Source organism: Qipengyuania sp. L-5Y (assembly GCF_056859455.1).
In genome coordinates, this window is sequence record NZ_JBSXOM010000027.1 from 20,568 (window position 1) to 36,574 (window position 16,007).

A 16,007-nucleotide genomic window follows, 5' to 3' on the forward strand; every position below is an offset into this window, starting at 1 on the left:
CGCCCGCAGCAAAGCGTTTGAGGGCTTTGCGCAACTTCTGCAGCGCATATAACACTCGTATTCAACGCGATAATCGTATTCTCGGCGGTATGAGTCCGCTAGTATGTCAAACGTGGTCTTGCTGTGACCGCATCTGGGGCAGTCGGCAATAAACATTGGCTTTTCAGATTTGGTGGCCAATCAAATCACTCCGCCGCCTGCACTCCGGCATCGCCGAACAGGCCCGGGCCGTCGTCGGCTTCGGCTTCCTGTTCGTTCGCAGCCTTGGCTTTCTTGCGCTTGTCGAAGCTGGACCACACCGTGTTCCAATCGCCCTTGGTCGCGCCCTTCGAATATTCCGTCGCGCGGGTTTCGAAGAAGTTGGCGTGCTCCACGCCGTTCAGCAGCGGGGCGAGCCAGGGCAGCGGGTGATCTTCGATCATGTAGATCGGCTGGAGGTTGAGCTGGCTGAGGCGCCAGTCCGCGATGTAGCGGATGTAGCGCTTGATTTCCTTTGCCGTCATGCCGGGCACGGGGCCGTCTTCGAAGGCGAGATCGATGAAGTTGTCTTCCAGGCGCACCGTTTTCTGGCACATGTCCATGATGTCTTCCTTGACCGCCTTGGTCAGGCAGTCCCGCTCGCGCACGAATTCGTGGAACAGGCGGGTGATGCCTTCGCAGTGCAGGCTTTCATCGCGGACCGACCAGCTGACGATCTGGCCCATGCCCTTCATCTTGTTGAAGCGCGGAAAGTTCATCAGCATGGCGAAGCTGGCGAAGAGCTGCAGCCCTTCGGTAAAGCCGCCGAACATGGCGAGCGTGCGGGCGATATCTTCATCCGTATCGACGCCGAATTCCTGAAGGTAGTCGTGCTTGTCCTTCATTTCCTCGTATTCGAGGAACATGCCATATTCGCTTTCAGGCATGCCGATGGTGTCGAGCAGGTGCGAATAGGCGGCGATGTGGACCGTTTCCATGTTGGAAAACGCGGTCAGCATCATCTTGATTTCGGTGGGCTTGAACACGCGGCCGTATTTGTCGTGATAGCAATCCTGCACTTCGACATCGGCCTGCGTGAAGAAGCGGAAGATCTGCGTGAGCAGGTTGCGTTCGTGATCGGAAAGCTTCTGCGCCCAGTCGCGGCAATCCTCGCCCAGGGGCACTTCTTCGGGCAGCCAGTGCACCTGCTGCTGGCGTTTCCAGAACTCGTAGGCCCAGGGGTACTCGAAGGGCTTGTAGGTCTTGCGGGCTTCGAGCAACGACATCTTGTGGGTCTCCGTATTCGCGTGAACGACTCATATAGTGAATCAGAGAGCGGATTCGAAGGCAAGCCTTGTCGATTCGGCGGGGATAAGCTGGCCATGAATTCTCTTGCAGGTGTGACGAATCGCAGGAACCTGCGGGCTTGAGGCCGGTTAGATAATCAGACGGTCCTGTCTCCGGAGCCACCGGTCGGCAGGACAATCACGGGGATAGCGACATCGTTCGGTTTTCCCCTTTTGCGGGCGATGTCCGCAGCCCCCGGCGCCCTGCCCTTCCTGCGAGGGGTGGGGCGCCAATTTTTTGGGATGTTTCAGGGACTGCGGACGGCGCGGTGCGGGCTCAGCCGTTGGGATCGGCCACTTCGACACCCAGCGGGGTCTGCTGGTGCTGGATGACCACCCATTCTTCATGATCGAGGCGCAGCAACGTGCTGGTGCACAGCGCATCGTAGGTGCGTTCGCCGCCCTTCGCCCGGGCGCGATAGGCGATCACGATCAGCCCTTCCTGATGGCGTTCCACCCGGGTGTCGGCAAATTCGACCTCGTCCCAGCGGGGCGTGTTCTTTACCGCCTCCACCGCGGCGCCGCGATCGTAGAGGAAGGGCGCTGCCGGGAGGGACATCACCACATCCTCTGCCACCTGCGTTTCATAAGCCTCGGCCCCGCCGGTCCACAGCGTGCGTTCGAATTCCCATAGCCGGTCGTCATTCATCGAAATGTCTCCTTGATGCTTCCCCTTCCCAATGCATCGCGGCGCCGATCGTTCAGAAAACAGGCGGTCTGGAGGGGCGATCCAACAGGGCGTGCCTCACGCCGGACGGACCGTGGACCTTTTATGCGCTGCCACCCGTTGGTTCAGTGTAAGTCACACAAAATAAAAGGGTTTTCAATGTTTGAGAAGCTACGCATCAAGGAACACATGGAAGTCGCCGATTGCAAGGGCATTCATGTCGGCACGGTCGATGAAGTCGAAGGCGATGCCATCAAGCTGACCAAATCGGACAGCAGCGATGACATCCACCACTTCCTGTCGATGGACGATGTCGAGAAGATCGACGACAACCGCATATACCTGAAGGAAAGCGCACGCATTCCCGCAGGTCTGGGGACAAAGGCCGCAGAACGCGCCTGATCCCGCGACATGGCGATCCCATCAGCGGATCGGATGAAGCCCCGCCCGGTTTTAGTCGGAGCGGGGCTTTCTTGTGGGACGGGTCCAAAATCGAGCCAAATCATTGCGCGCAGGCGGTATTCGGGTAAGTACGTAATCAACAATGAACCGGGCGCACGATTTCAACCTTGGCAAGGCAGCGCATGCCGCGCTTGCCGGCGACAACCCACCATCTGCGTGGGACGATCGCCTGCGCGCCGCGTTGAAAGACGCCCTGGCCGACACGCATTACCGCGAAGGGCGGTTCCTGCTGGTGGTGATCATGGTGGTGGCCGTGCTGTCGCTGGCGACGGACCTGCTGGTGGCGCCGCAGAACCTGGGACAGGTGGCGGCCGTGCGGCTCGGCCTGGTCCTTCCATTGAGCGGGATCGCCCTGCTGCTGCCGCGGCGGCTGGTGGGGCTGCAGAAGGTGATGATCGCGCTGGCGCTGATCGCATTCGGGCTGAGCATGGCGTTCGCCAGCCTGTTCGTCCCCTCGCCCGGCGATGCGCTGCTGGCGCTGGGTGTGGTGACCCTGCTCGCGCTGGCGCTGCCGGTGCTGCCGTTCCGCGGGCCGGCGCTGGTCGCTTTCATCCTGCTTTACGTGCTGGCGGTGGGCGGTTTTCTCTACATGAGCCAGCACGATATCGTGAAGACGAGCGCCTTCGCGGCGATCACCATCGTCACCGCCGCAACCGCGACGATCATCGCTCACCGCGTCCACTGGCTCGAGCGGCGCAATCTGCTGCTGACGCTGGAGGCGGGCAGCCGCGCGGCGACGTTGGAAGGGAGCAATGCCCGGCTGACCGAACTGTCGATGGAAGACCCGCTGACCGGCCTCGCCAATCGCCGCCGGGCGGAGCAGGCCTTTGCCGAACATTACTCCATGCCCGCCACGGCGGGACAGGCGGGCCCGGCGCTGTTCATGCTCGACCTCGATCATTTCAAGGCGTTCAACGACCGGTGGGGCCATCAGGCCGGCGATGCCTGCCTGCGGGCGGTGGCAGAAGTCCTGCGCCACGCCGCCAGCCGCCACGGCGGGCTCGCCGCGCGCTTCGGCGGGGAGGAATTCATCTTCCTGCTGCGCGCCGACGATGCGGGCCGGGCCCAGGCCATTGCAGAGGAACTGCGCGTCGCGATCGAACGGATCGAGATCGAAGACCATGGCGCAACGTCGACCGCCACCTGCACTTCCAGCATCGGGATCGCGCTGCATCAGGGGCCCGAGGCGCCCAATCTGGCCCGCATGCTGTCCGCGGCGGATGCCGCCCTTTACCGCGCCAAGGCGGACGGGCGGAACCGCACGATGGTCGAAACATAGGCATTCGCCGCAGGGTCAGACATCCGGCAGGCGCTGGTCGGCAAAGCCCCAGCCATGCAGCGATTTCGACTGCGCGCGATCGAGCAGTTTTTTCGCATCGTCGATGGAATAGGGGTGAGCGTCCTTCATCCCCTTGAGCTCGTTCCAGGCGAGCGGGATGGCCACCGGCGCACCGGACCGGGCGCGGGCGGAATAGGGCAGGATCGCTGTCGATCCGCGCTGGTTGCGCAGCCAGTCGATGAAGATCTTCCCCTTGCGCTTCGCCTTGCTCATCGTGGCGATGAAGCGATCGGGCTCTGCAAGGCTGAGCGCTTCGGCAAAGCGGCGTGCGAAATCCTTGTGCTGGTCCCAGTCGTGCCCGGTGGTCAACGGAACCACGACATGCACGCCTTTCCCACCCGACAGCATGGCGAAACTGGTCAGCCCCAGATCGGCCAGCCGGTCGCGAATGTCGCGTGCGGCCTGCTTGACCTCGTCAAAACCGAGACCCTCGTCCGGATCGAGGTCGAAGATCATCCGGTCGGGACCCTCCACATCGCCCGACCGCGCAGCCCAGCCGTGGAATTCGATTGTCCCCATCTGCACGCACTGGAGCAGCCCCTGGGGATCGTCGATGTAGAGATAGTCTTCGTGGCCGCCGTCTTTTTCGCGGATGGCGACGTGATGCACCCCATCACCGAAACTGCCGCTATCGTGTTTCTGGAAGAAGCATTTCTTCGCGCGGCCCTGCGGGCATCGCACGAGGCTGATGGGCCGATTGGCAGCGAAGGGCAGCATGATCGATGCAACTGCCGCATAGTAATCGGCCAATTGCCCCTTGGTCTGGCCGCTATCCGGAAAGACGACCCGATCGCGGCTGGAAATTTCCACCTTCGCGGCAGGCGCGGGAGAGGCTTTCGCCTGTTCGGGTTCGACGCTGGCGGCATCCTTGTCGCTGCGCAGGCCAAGAAAGCTGCCGTGCCGGACATTCCCGTCCGCAGTGAATTCGGCAAAGGCGATCTCGGCGACCAGCTTGGGCGTAACCCAGGTAACCCCGCGCGCGCTCGCCTTGTCTGTTTCGACGGGGCTGGTCTTGCGTTCGATCCGTTTCAGTTTCGCGGCCAGATCATCGAGATCGTCTGCGGAAAAGCCCGTACCGACATTCCCCTTGTAGACGAGTTCACCACCCTCGTTCTGAGCGAGCAGCAGCGAGGCGAAGGGCCGGCCCTTGGCCGAAGACTTCTTCCACCCGACCACGACGAATTCCTGCCGCCGCGTGCATTTCACCTTGACCCAGGATTTGCTGCGACGCCCGGAATAGGAGCCGTCGACGGTCTTGGAGATGATGCCTTCCTGCCCGGCATTGCACATGGTCCGGTAGAGCTTTTCACCTGCCCCCAGCACATGCTGCGCAACGTGGATCGGGGGTTCCGCGGTATCGAGCAGCGCTTCGAGCCGTTCTTTGCGCTCTATGTTGGGCAGGCCGGTCAGATCCTCGCCGTCCAGAGAGGGCAGGTCGAAGGCATAGAGAGCGAGACTGTCCGCTGCGGTCTGCGCTCCCTTGCCGCGCTTCAGCACTTTCTGCAGGCTGGAAAAATCGGGATTGCCCTTGGCATTATGGGCGACGATTTCGCCGTCGATAAGGCAGGCCGGCAAATCGAGTGCGGCGATAGTGTCAACGAGGGGGCCGAACTTGTCGGTCCAGTCCTTTCCGTTGCGCGTGTAAACGCGAACAGTCTTGCCCTTTGCGGCAATCAACGCGCGATAGCCGTCGAACTTGATTTCGTGCATCCAGCCATTTCCGGCCGGGACATCGTCGACGAGCGTTGCAAGCTGTGGCTTGCGATATTTTGGTATCGGCGCCGACTTGCGCTTCTTCGGCTTGGCCTTTCGTGCATTATGCGCAGACGCCTTTTCCATCTGCGCCAGGAAGGCATCGTCCTTCTTGCCCGCCAGCGGATATTCGCCGTTCTTGTCCGCCGCAATTTCCGCCATTGCACGCCCGGTCAGAACGCTGGTCAGTTCGCGCTGGACGAGCGCGTCACCATCTTCGGCGTGATCGTCCTGCAATTTGCGCAATAACCAGTTCTCGCGCTTCTCGCCGGGCTTTTTCTTCAGCCGGATCAACAGCCATTCGCCCTTCATACGCTCGCCGTCGAGGGTGAAGTGAAGGTGCCCTTTATCGAGATCCTTGGCAGTTTTGCCCTCTACAGGCTGCCATTGCCCCCGGTCCCACAGCATGACGGTTCCGCCGCCATATTCGCCTTTGGGGATCACACCTTCAAACTCGGCGTAGGACAGGGGATGATCTTCGGTCCTGACGGCCAGCCGTTTGACATCGGGGTCTGGCGATGGCCCCTTGGTCACCGCCCAGCTTTTCAGGACGCCATCGACTTCGAGCCGAAGATCCCAGTGAAGCCGTGTCGCGTCGTGCTTTTGAACGATGAAGAGGTTGCCCCCTTTTCCGCCCTTGCGCTGGCCGGCCGGTTCGGGCGTCGCCTTGAAATCGCGCCTGGCATTATATTCCGCCAGCGGATCCGTGCGCGCGGCCATCGATCAGGCCGACTTCTTGCGGCGCGTCGTCTTCTTGGGCTGTTCCTTCCCGACAGACTTCTTGAGGGCCGCCATCAGGTCGATCACATTGGAGCCATCGGCGGCTTCGGGCTCGTCGACATCTTCTATGATGGCCTTTTTGCTTTTCGATTTCGCCTTCTTGTCGATCAGCTTGCGGAGCGCCTCGACATAGTGATCTTCGAATTCGCCTGCATCGAAAGGCGCGCTTTTCTGTTCGATCAGCGTATTGGCGAGGTCGAGCAGTTCCTTCTTCGGCTTTGCATCGCCGATGTCATCGAAGAAGGACTGTCCCTGCCGGACTTCATTGGCATAGCGGAGCGTTTCGAGAAGCAGACCCTTGCCGCATGGCTTGATGGCGACCAGTTTTTCGCTGCCGCGCACGGATAGCTGACCCAGCGCCACCTTCTTCGATTTTCGCAACGCTTCGCGTAGGACGATGAAGGCTTCTTCGGCGAGTTCATCATTCGGGACGACATAATAAGGTTTCTCGAAATAGAGCGGGTCGATCTCGCACGCGTCGACGAACTGGACGAGTTCCAGCGTGCGCTTGCTTTCTATCTTGACCGCTTCGATCTCTTCATCGTCCAAGAGGACGTAATTACCCTTGGAAACTTCATAGCCCTTGATGATTTCGTCGCGATCGACCGGGCCGATGCCAGGGACGACCTTTTCATAGGAAATACGTTTGCCGCTGGGCTCGTGGATCTGATTGAAGCTGATGCGCGCACCCGATTTGGTGGCGGAATAGATTTCGACCGGTATCGAAACCAGCGCGAGCCTGATCTGTCCCTGCCAATATGCGCGCGCTGCCATCGAAATCTCCTCGAACCCTGAAAGGAGCGCTTGAGCGCGCGAATAGGTTCCGAAGAAGAAACGGCCCCGCAAGTGCCGAACACTCGCGGGGCCGCAGATCTGGTCAGTCCATCACCTTACTGACAGGCGAGGCATTCCTCGTAATCGGTCTGTTCGCCGCCGGCAGCCAGTTCGTACTTGGCGGCATCGGCCGTATTGTCGGCTTCCACGCCGCCAGCAAATCCGGCGCGCTGCACGCTCTTCGACCGCAGGTAATAGAGCGATTTGATGCCCTTTTCCCATGCCTGGAAGTGCAGCATCATCAGGTCCCACTTGTCGACATCGGCCGGGATGAACAGGTTCAGCGATTGCGCCTGATCGATATAGGGTGCGCGATCGGCCGCGAATTCGAGCAGCCAGCGCTGATCGATTTCAAAGCTGGTCTTGAACGCGGCCTTTTCCTCCGCCGTCAGGAAATCGAGGTGCTGGACGCTGCCGCCACGTTCCAGGATCGAGTTCCAGATATTGGTCGAGTTCTTGCTCTTCTTGTCGAGAATCTTTTCCAGATAGGGATTCTTGACGATGAAAGAGCCGGACAGCGTCTTGTGCGTGTAGATGTTGGCCGGGATCGGTTCGATGCAGGCGCTGGTGCCGCCGCAAATGATGGAAATCGACGCGGTCGGCGCAATCGCCATCTTGCAGCTGAAGCGTTCCATCGCACCGGTTTCGGCCGCGTCCGGGCACGGACCGCGTTCCTGGGCGAGCACCAGCGAGGCTTCTTCCGCCTTGGCGCTGATGTGTTTGAACATCTTGAGGTTCCAGACCTTCGCCATCGGGCTTTCGAAACCGATGCCCTTGCTCTGCAGGAAAGAGTGGAAGCCCATTACGCCCATGCCGACGCTGCGTTCGCGCATGGCGGAATATTTGGCGCGGGCCATCTCGTCCGGCGCGCGATCGATATAGTCCTGCAGGACGTTGTCGAGGAAGCGCATGACGTCTTCGATGAACTGCTTGTCACCGTTCCACTCGTCCCACTTTTCGAGGTTGAGCGAGGACAGGCAGCACACCGCAGTACGATCGTTGCCGAGATGGTCGATGCCGGTCGGCAGGGTGATTTCGGCGCACAGGTTCGACGTCGAAACCTTGAGGCCCAGTTCGCGGTGATGCTTGGGCATCATCCGGTTCACCGTGTCGGAGAAGACGATATAGGGTTCGCCCGTGGCGAGACGGGTTTCGACCAGCTTCTGGAACAGGCTGCGGGCATCCACGGTCTTGCGGACCGATCCGTCGCGCGGAGATACGAGGTCGAATTCCTCGCCATTGCGCACCGCTTCCATGAAGGCATCGGTTACGAGCACACCGTGATGCAGGTTCAGCGCCTTGCGGTTGAAGTCCCCGCTGGGTTTGCGGATTTCGAGGAATTCCTCGATCTCGGGGTGAGTGACATCGATGTAGCAAGCGGCCGAACCGCGGCGCAGGCTACCCTGGCTGATCGCGAGAGTCAGCGAATCCATTACACGCACGAAGGGAATGATGCCGCTGGTCTTGCCGTTGAGGCCGACAGGTTCGCCGATACCGCGAACATTCCCCCAGTACGTGCCGATGCCGCCGCCTTTAGAGGCGAGCCAGACGTTTTCGTTCCATGTGTTGACGATACCGTCGAGGCTGTCTGACACCGAATTGAGGTAGCAGCTGATCGGCAGGCCGCGCGTGGTGCCGCCATTCGACAGCACGGGCGTTGCGGGCATGAACCACAGGTTCGAAATGTAGTTGTAGAGCCGCTGCGCATGATCGCCATCGTCGGCGAAATAGTCCGCGACACGGGCGAACAGATCCTGATATTTCTCACCCGGAAGCAGATAGCGGTCGGTCAGGGTTTCCTTGCCGAATTCGGTCAGCAGCGCATCGCGGCTTTCATCGATCTGCACGTCGAAACGGCGATCGAGAACCTTCTTGCTGTCTTCCTTGGTCGCCTGCGCAGCAACGGCCGCAACCGCGCCGGCAAGAGCTTCGCCCGCGGCTTCCTGAACCAGCTGTTCGCTACCGTTGTCGGACTTGTCCATGGCGACCGCCTTCTTCTTGGTGGTGGGCTCGTCGACAGTGTCGTGCGTATCCAGATCCAGTGCCATCGCCGTGTCGTTCCCGCTCTTGAAATCCATCGTCTGCCCCGCCGTTTGAGTGTACCGCCCGCCCATGACCGGGCTGCGCATGTTCCGCTTGTGTTCGAGTCGGCGGGACTGTCTTCCCACCTAGCAATTTTGTGCGGTTCGAGGGTAAAAACTTATCCCGCTTTTCCCCACAGCCCCGGCGTGAAAGCGGCTTCTCCCTATAAGGGAACAAACCGCCGATAGCTAGGTCTTGTGGGTACCCCCGGTATCCCGACTACTAGATACTGAATCAGACGGGACTCGTGTGCAAGACCGTAAATGAACTTTTAAGAAGGTCGGCAGCCTGTTGGCGAAGTGCTTTATCCAGGTGCAACGCCGCGACGCGTGGATCAAGCTGGACTTGGCGAACACGCAAGCCCGAAAATGAATCCGGGAAAAAAATTTTGCGGGCAAAAATCATCGTGCCGGGTTGAGAATCATTCGAATCCCGGCGCGCAATTTTGCAACCCAACGCTGTCCCGCTCGCTGCGAGGTTCCTTAGGACCATTACCTGCGCCAGCTTGTGAGGAAGTGGGTCAGCCTGTCGCAGATTTGGCGTGGCCGGCGATGGCATCGGCCACCTCATCGACCAGTTCCAGAGGCAGGTCATGACCCCATCCGCGAATGGTCTTCAGCTTCGAGCCCGGAATGCAGGCGGCGGTGTCCCTGCCGCCTTCGCACGGCACAAGCGGATCGTCTTCGCCATGCAGCACGAGGGTGGGCACGGCGATATCCCTCAGCATAGGCCGCCGGTCCCCATCCGCCACGATAGCCGAGAGATGGCGCGTGGGCCCTTCAGGGTAGAAGCTGCGGCGAATGCTGGCGCGCGTGCGATCGCGCAGGCGGTCTTCCGCCGTCGGGTAGCCGGGCGATCCGATGGTTCGCGCCAGCATCACCCCGTGATCGACGAGCACGTCTTCATCCGTGCTGTCGGGACGGGTCACCAACGCCTTCATCGCCTCCGGCCTGGCGGGCGGCAGTTTGGGATTGCCGCTGGTCGAAAAAACGGATGTCAGCGAAAGGCACCTATCCGCATGGCGATGCACAAGATGCTGCGCGATCATTCCGCCCATGCTCGCGCCGACGATATGCGCCTTGTCGATTCCGAGCGCGTCCAGCAGACCGGCGCCATCGTCGGCCATGTCGGCCAAAGTATAGGGAACCTTGGGCGTGAGGCCGATCTTGGACATCAAGGTCAGCTTGATCAGGCCGGGTGCCTTTACCCCATCGAATTTCTGGCTGAGGCCGATGTCGCGATTGTCATATCGAATTACCCGGAAGCCGTGACTGGCGAGTCTTTCCACCAGTTCGTCGGGCCACAGGGTGAGCTGCGCGCCGAACCCCATGATCAGCAGCATCGCTGGATCGGCCGGATTGCCGGTTTCCTCGTAGTGGATTTCGATCCCGTTCGCTGTCGCCTTCGGCACGCGCCTCTCCCGTGGTTCACAGAATCGCAGGTTCAACCGAAAAGCAACGCGTTGTCCATGGGAAGTGTGCGACATAAGAATAATGAGCGCGTGCCATAAGCCGCATGATACGGCGCTTGGGTCACGGTAGAATGACACTTTTATTTCGCTTATGTCGCCTTCCTACAATACAAGGCGCGAACTGTCTGGCTCTGCTATTGCGGGATCTCAATCCGCGGGGGCACCGGGATGGAAAAGCGTAGGGGCAATCGCTCCAAGACCGACGACGACGTGATGGTTTCCATCAACGGCGTTGCTGCGCGCGGCAGAATGCTCAACCTCTCACGCGAAGGCTGCAAGATCACCGGAACCCGCGTCAATGCGGAGGTCGGCGAAGCCGTGACGGTTACCCTGCTCGAAGGGGTGGCGGTTGAAGGCGAAGTCATGTGGGCGGAAGGCGAAGAAATCGGGATCAGGTTTGCCCGCCCGATCGGCGAGGCCACGGTGAAATACTTCATGCTCGGCACGTTGCAGCATGCGCGGGACGAGATACCCGTCGACCAGTTCGGCCGGGGGTTTCCTCCCATGCGCCCCGACCGGGGCCTTGCCGACTAGGGCATCGCCCTATGGGACCAGTACCGTGTCGCGCCCGATCGGGTTGGTTTCGGGATAATCGAGAATAAAGTGAAGCCCGCGGCTTTCGTGCCGCTTCAATGCGCTGCTCACGATGAGGTCCGCGCATTCGAGCAGATTTCTCAGTTCGATGAGATCGGTCGTCACACGGAAATGGCCGTAATAATCTTCGACCTCGTCGCGCAGGAGGCGGATGCGGTGCGCCGCACGTTCGAGCCGCTTGGTGGTGCGTACGATACCGACGTAGTTCCACATGAACCGGCGAATCTCCGTCCAGTTCTGCTTGATCACCACTTCCTCGTCGGAATCGGTCACCCGGCTTTCATCCCAAGAGAGGATTTCCGGCGGGTCGTCTAACTTGTCCCAGCATTCGAGGATGTCCTTGGCCGCCGCCTCGCCGAACACGAAACATTCGAGCAGCGAATTCGACGCAAGACGATTGGCGCCGTGCAGCCCGCTTTCCGTGCATTCGCCAGCCGCCCACAGGCCCGGCAGATCGGTCTTGGCATCGAGCCCGATCTTAACGCCGCCGCAGGTATAATGCTGAGCCGGGACGACGGGGATCGGTCCCTTGGTCATGTCGATCCCCAGCCCGAGCAGCTTTTCGTGGATGGTGGGGAAATGCTCCATCACGAACTCGGGCGGCTCGTGGCTGATGTCGAGATGGACGTAATCGAGGCCGTGACGTTTGATCTGATCGTCGTTGGCCCGCGCCACGATATCGCGCGGGGCAAGCTCCATCCGCTCAGGGTCATATTTCTTCATGTACCGCTCGCCCGTGATCGGGTTCAGCAAACGCCCGCCTTCACCGCGCACGGCTTCGGTAATCAGGAAATTCTTGACGTCGAGATTGTAGAGGCACGTCGGGTGGAACTGCATCATCTCCATGTTGGAAACGCGCGCGCCCACCCGCCAGGCCATGGCGATACCATCGCCAGTCGCGCCCCGTGGAGCCGTACTGAACAGATAGACACGCCCCGCGCCGCCTGCCGCCAGCACCGTTGCGCGGGCGACATGTGACACGACCTCGCCGGATTCCTCGTCGAGCGCATAGGCCCCCCACACCCTACCCGATCCGGAATAGTCGACCTGATTGCGTCCTGTAATCAGGTCCACGCAGCTTTGGCCGGGCAGTAGCGTAATGTTCGGATTCTCCTCCGCCGCCTTGAGCAATGCTGCCTGCACGGCCCACCCCGTCGCGTCGTTTACGTGGACGATGCGGCGATGCGAGTGCCCGCCTTCCCGAGTAAGATGAAGATCGCCCGCTTCGCGGTTGAAAGGAACACCCAGTTCGCTCAACCGGTCGATCGAGGCGGGTGCCCGCTCGATCACAAATTCCACCGTTTCACGATTATTGAGGCCCGCCCCCGCGATCATCGTATCGCGAACGTGGTTTTCGAACGTATCGCCCGCATCGAGAACGGCGGCGATGCCTCCTTGCGCCCAAGCAGTCGAACCGCTGTCGAGCCGCCCCTTCGCCAGAACGAGCACCTTTTTCGTTTCGGCCAGGGCCAGTGCCGCGGTCAGGCCGGCGGCGCCTGAACCGATCACTAGGACGTCATGAGGAATCACTGTCATCACAACGTCATGACTGGCCAGAATGCGGGCGGCAAGAAAAACAGACTTCGGCGAAATACAGTGAAACTGCTCGATTCGCCGCGCATATTTCAAACTCGCAGCATACCAGCCACGATTCGGCGCAGCACGGTTAACGCAGCGTCACGGCCGCCTTAAGGCACGAATCGATAGGGGAATATCACAAGGGACGCAGAGGGTCGTAAATGGGACTGGGACGTATTGCCTGCGCTGTCGGAAAGCACAGCGTAGATCGCACGAATGTAAAGCGCGCAGCAGGCCAGCAGGTAGGGCGCTGCCGTAATTGCAAGGCACCGATGGAAGAGATCGAGCCACATCACTGGGAACTTCAGCGGGTAAAGGATGCAGGCCTGGGGCCCCGCGCCTTCATGTAGCGGTTGTTATCACCCCGCGCCGGTCAACTGGACGAAGACGTCTTCCAGATCTGCCTCGCGCGTGGTGACATCTTCGATGGCGTAGCCATGCGACTGGACCAGAGCCAGCACCTGCCCAGCGCTCGCCTTGTCGCGATCGTAAGTGATTTCCAGCCTGCGCGGTTCGATTACTTCGGCTTTTGTAAAAGCCTCTTCCATGATCGGACCGCCCAGATCCTTGTCCACCGTGATTGACACGACTTTTTCCCGCGCCATTCCCACCAATTCTCTCGTCGGTTTTTCGGCGATCAGTTCACCATGGTTGATGATCGCGATGCGATCGCAAAGCTGCTCAGCTTCTTCGAGATAGTGCGTAGTCAGAACGACCGTCACACCTTGCCGGTTGAGATCGGTCACCAATTCCCAGAGCTGGCGGCGCAATTCGACGTCGACTCCCGCAGTCGGTTCGTCGAGCACGAGGATCGGAGGCGAATGAACCATCGCCTTTGCGATCAGAAGCCTGCGCTTCATCCCGCCAGATAGCGTGCGTGCATAGGCATCGCGCTTGTCCCAAAGATGCACCGCTTTCAGCAGTTCCTCGCTGCGCCGCTCCGATTTGGGGATGCCGTAAAAGCCGCCCTGGTTTTCCAGCACTTCGAAAGGCGTGAAAAATGGGTCGAACACGATTTCCTGCGGAACGATCCCGATGGATCGCTTCGCATTGCGCGGGTTATCGCCGATATCGAAGCCCCAGATTTCGGCGCTGCCGCGGGTCTTCCTGACCAAACCTGCGAGAATATTGATAAGGGTGGATTTGCCTGCGCCATTAGGACCCAGCAATCCGAAAATGCCACCTTGCGGGACGTCGAAGCTTACCCCCTTCAGCGCAAGTTTGGGCTTTTCGCCCGGGCCGGCAGGTGCATATTCCTTGACGAGGTCGTCGATGCGTATCGCTGGGGGAGTAGTCATGCAGCCGACCTAGGTGCAGCGCGCCAATGCGACAAGCGGCGAATGCTTGCGTAGGCGCGATGCACATATTATCGGCATTGTTCATGAGCCTGCCTCCTCCCGAATTGTCCAAGGTCACCACGCGGCGCGTGTGGTGCGATGGCGCAACCGACATCCGTACCGGCGTGAATTACAAGCCCGCCGCACTCGGTCACCCGAAAGTCTATCTCGAGATCGACGAGCATGGTTATGTCGATTGCGGCTATTGCGACCGGCGCTTCGTGCTGATCGGCGGACCAGCAGATGGCGTCGATCAGTCGCAGTTGATGGACATATCCGAAGGCGCCGATCCCGGGCACCCGTAAGGCTGGCAGTGGCCCCTCGCCTTTGGCTGCAGCCATCCCTACATAGGATGGTATGACGCCAGCGAACGATCCCCACGCCCTTATTTACAACCAGCTCGACCCCGAGGAAGCCAAGGCACTGACAGCACGGCTGCTGGCACCTTGCGACGATGGCGAGCTTTATCTCCAGTTCATGGCGACCGAGAGCTTCGCCTTTGACGATGGTCGCCTGAAGACTGCTGATTACAGTCGAGATTCGGGGTTCGGCCTGCGCGGCGTTTCCGGCGAGACAACCGGCTTTGCCCATGCGAACGAAATCAGTGCCGCAGCGATCGCCCGCGCAGGCGAGACGCTGCAATTGCTGGACGCGACCAAATCTCCGCATTCCGCCCCGCCGGAACGAACCAATCGCCATCTTTACACCGATGCCAGCCCACTGGATCTGGTGCCCTTCGCCGAGAAGGTGGCCTTGCTCGAGAAGATCGACGCTGTTGCACGGGCGAAGGATCCGCGCGTAGCGCAAGTTACTGCGGGCATGTCGGCCAGTTGGAGCGCGATCGACATCATCCGCGCCGATGGCTTCACGGCGCGCGATATTCGCCCCCTCGTGCGACTAAACGTCAGCATCGTTGCCGAAGCGAACGGGCGCCGCGAAACCGGTAGTTTCGGCTTCGGCGGACGTTATCTCTACGACACGCTGTTCGATGAAGGCCGGTGGATGAACGCGGTCGATGAAGCTGTGCGCCAAGCACTGGTAAATCTGGAGAGCATCGAGGCCCCTGCGGGCGAGAAGACTGTATTGCTCGGGCCCGGCTGGCCGGGTGTGCTGCTGCATGAAGCTGTAGGACATGGGCTCGAGGGAGATTTCAACCGCAAGGGCACGAGCGCCTTTTCCGGCCGCATCGGCGAACGCGTGGCGGCGCCCGGCGTCACCGTCATCGACGATGGCAGCATCGCAAACCGCCGGGGTTCACTCAGCATCGATGATGAAGGAACCCCCACGCGCGAAACCGTCCTGATCGAGGATGGCATTCTCAAAGGCTACATGCAGGACCGGCTCAACGCACGGCTGATGGGCGTGGAGGCGACCGGTAATGGGCGCCGCCAGTCCTACGAACACGCGCCCATGCCGCGTATGACCAATACCTTCATGCAAAGCGGAACGGACAATCCAGAAGAACTTCTGAGCCGTATGGACGACGGAATTTACGCAACCAGCTTCGGCGGCGGACAGGTCGATATTGTATCCGGCAAGTTCGTCTTCGCCTGTACGGAAGCCTATAAGGTCGAAAAGGGCAAAGTGATTGCCCCGATAAAGGGTGCCACCCTGATCGGTGACGGGCCGACTGTGCTGACCAAGGTGCGCGGTATCGGCAACGATATGGCTCTCGATGAAGGCATCGGCGTCTGCGGCAAGGGAGGCCAGAGCGTGCCCGCCGGCGTTGGGCAACCCACCCTGCTTATCGATGGCATTACCGTGGGCGGAACGGCCTGACCCCGCCAAGCGTTCGACTCATCGAAGG

The 16,007-nt window shown here is 60.5% G+C and carries 13 protein-coding genes; 5 read left to right on the forward strand and 8 right to left on the reverse strand.

The genetic code is table 11. From position 1 onward, the window contains the following. Nucleotides 1-185: 185 nt before the first annotated feature. Both AC13F2_RS06325 and AC13F2_RS06330 read right to left on the reverse strand, forming a co-directional pair. A complete protein-coding gene (locus AC13F2_RS06325; protein WP_482964668.1) occupies nt 186-1,244 on the reverse strand; it encodes a ribonucleotide-diphosphate reductase subunit beta in 1,059 nt (352 codons plus the stop codon). Between the two features lie 337 nt (nt 1,245-1,581). Beyond that, on the reverse strand, nt 1,582-1,953 hold the full coding sequence (locus AC13F2_RS06330) for a DUF4440 domain-containing protein (RefSeq protein WP_482964669.1): 372 nt from the start codon (nt 1,951-1,953) through the stop codon (nt 1,582-1,584). A gap of 177 nt (nt 1,954-2,130) precedes the next feature. Between AC13F2_RS06330 and AC13F2_RS06335 the strand changes: the two genes are divergently transcribed. After that, entirely contained in the window at nt 2,131-2,373 is a 243-nt protein-coding gene (locus AC13F2_RS06335; RefSeq protein ID WP_196847038.1) for a DUF2171 domain-containing protein, read from the forward strand. 142 nt (nt 2,374-2,515) lie between these two features. Next, nucleotides 2,516-3,712, forward strand: coding sequence for a GGDEF domain-containing protein (locus tag AC13F2_RS06340; RefSeq protein ID WP_221596407.1), 1,197 nt, complete (start codon nt 2,516-2,518; stop codon nt 3,710-3,712). Between the two features lie 15 nt (nt 3,713-3,727). On the opposite strand, the gene ligD is transcribed toward AC13F2_RS06340, so the two are convergent. The 4 genes from ligD to AC13F2_RS06360 all read right to left on the reverse strand — a co-directional run bounded on the left by ligD (nt 3,728) and on the right by AC13F2_RS06360 (nt 10,631). Further along, nucleotides 3,728-6,244, reverse strand: a complete 2,517-nt coding sequence (gene ligD / locus AC13F2_RS06345; RefSeq protein ID WP_482964670.1) for a DNA ligase D — start codon at nt 6,242-6,244, stop codon at nt 3,728-3,730. Between the two features lie 3 nt (nt 6,245-6,247). Next, nucleotides 6,248-7,078: a non-homologous end joining protein Ku gene (ku, locus tag AC13F2_RS06350; RefSeq protein WP_196847041.1), complete on the reverse strand. Its 831-nt coding sequence runs from the start codon at nt 7,076-7,078 to the stop codon at nt 6,248-6,250. 116 nt (nt 7,079-7,194) lie between these two features. After that, nucleotides 7,195-9,216, reverse strand: coding sequence for a ribonucleoside-diphosphate reductase subunit alpha (locus AC13F2_RS06355; RefSeq protein ID WP_103024073.1), 2,022 nt, complete (start codon nt 9,214-9,216; stop codon nt 7,195-7,197). Between the two features lie 524 nt (nt 9,217-9,740). Beyond that, nucleotides 9,741-10,631, reverse strand: coding sequence for an alpha/beta fold hydrolase (locus AC13F2_RS06360; RefSeq protein WP_482964671.1), 891 nt, complete (start codon nt 10,629-10,631; stop codon nt 9,741-9,743). A 228-nt stretch (nt 10,632-10,859) separates the two neighbouring features. Between AC13F2_RS06360 and AC13F2_RS06365 the strand changes: the two genes are divergently transcribed. Then, on the forward strand, nt 10,860-11,225 hold the full coding sequence (locus AC13F2_RS06365) for a PilZ domain-containing protein (protein ID WP_482964672.1): 366 nt from the start codon (nt 10,860-10,862) through the stop codon (nt 11,223-11,225). A gap of 9 nt (nt 11,226-11,234) precedes the next feature. On the opposite strand, the gene nadB is transcribed toward AC13F2_RS06365, so the two are convergent. Both nadB and AC13F2_RS06375 read right to left on the reverse strand, forming a co-directional pair. Then, on the reverse strand, nt 11,235-12,821 hold the full coding sequence (nadB, locus tag AC13F2_RS06370) for an L-aspartate oxidase (protein WP_482964673.1): 1,587 nt from the start codon (nt 12,819-12,821) through the stop codon (nt 11,235-11,237). 401 nt (nt 12,822-13,222) lie between these two features. Then, a complete protein-coding gene (locus tag AC13F2_RS06375; RefSeq protein WP_196847048.1) occupies nt 13,223-14,161 on the reverse strand; it encodes an ABC transporter ATP-binding protein in 939 nt (312 codons plus the stop codon). Between the two features lie 83 nt (nt 14,162-14,244). On the opposite strand from AC13F2_RS06375, the gene AC13F2_RS06380 reads away from it, so the two are divergent. After that, nucleotides 14,245-14,505: a zinc-finger domain-containing protein gene (locus tag AC13F2_RS06380; RefSeq protein ID WP_103024069.1), complete on the forward strand. Its 261-nt coding sequence runs from the start codon at nt 14,245-14,247 to the stop codon at nt 14,503-14,505. 52 nt (nt 14,506-14,557) lie between these two features. Next, nucleotides 14,558-15,979, forward strand: a complete 1,422-nt coding sequence (tldD, locus tag AC13F2_RS06385; RefSeq protein WP_482964674.1) for a metalloprotease TldD — start codon at nt 14,558-14,560, stop codon at nt 15,977-15,979. Nucleotides 15,980-16,007 lie beyond the last annotated feature (28 nt).

Coding starts and splice junctions, on each gene's coding strand:
- AC13F2_RS06375 (WP_196847048.1), bottom strand. CDS start 14,161: ATGACTACTCCCCCAGCGATACGCATCGACGACCTCGTCAAGGAATAT.
- AC13F2_RS06335 (WP_196847038.1), top strand. CDS start 2,131: ATGTTTGAGAAGCTACGCATCAAGGAACACATGGAAGTCGCCGATTGC.
- ligD (WP_482964670.1), bottom strand. CDS start 6,244: ATGGCCGCGCGCACGGATCCGCTGGCGGAATATAATGCCAGGCGCGAT.
- AC13F2_RS06325 (WP_482964668.1), bottom strand. CDS start 1,244: ATGTCGTTGCTCGAAGCCCGCAAGACCTACAAGCCCTTCGAGTACCCC.
- AC13F2_RS06330 (WP_482964669.1), bottom strand. CDS start 1,953: ATGAATGACGACCGGCTATGGGAATTCGAACGCACGCTGTGGACCGGC.
- ku (WP_196847041.1), bottom strand. CDS start 7,078: ATGGCAGCGCGCGCATATTGGCAGGGACAGATCAGGCTCGCGCTGGTT.
- AC13F2_RS06380 (WP_103024069.1), top strand. CDS start 14,245: ATGAGCCTGCCTCCTCCCGAATTGTCCAAGGTCACCACGCGGCGCGTG.
- tldD (WP_482964674.1), top strand. CDS start 14,558: ATGACGCCAGCGAACGATCCCCACGCCCTTATTTACAACCAGCTCGAC.
- nadB (WP_482964673.1), bottom strand. CDS start 12,821: ATGACAGTGATTCCTCATGACGTCCTAGTGATCGGTTCAGGCGCCGCC.
- AC13F2_RS06355 (WP_103024073.1), bottom strand. CDS start 9,216: ATGGATTTCAAGAGCGGGAACGACACGGCGATGGCACTGGATCTGGAT.
- AC13F2_RS06365 (WP_482964672.1), top strand. CDS start 10,860: ATGGAAAAGCGTAGGGGCAATCGCTCCAAGACCGACGACGACGTGATG.
- AC13F2_RS06340 (WP_221596407.1), top strand. CDS start 2,516: ATGAACCGGGCGCACGATTTCAACCTTGGCAAGGCAGCGCATGCCGCG.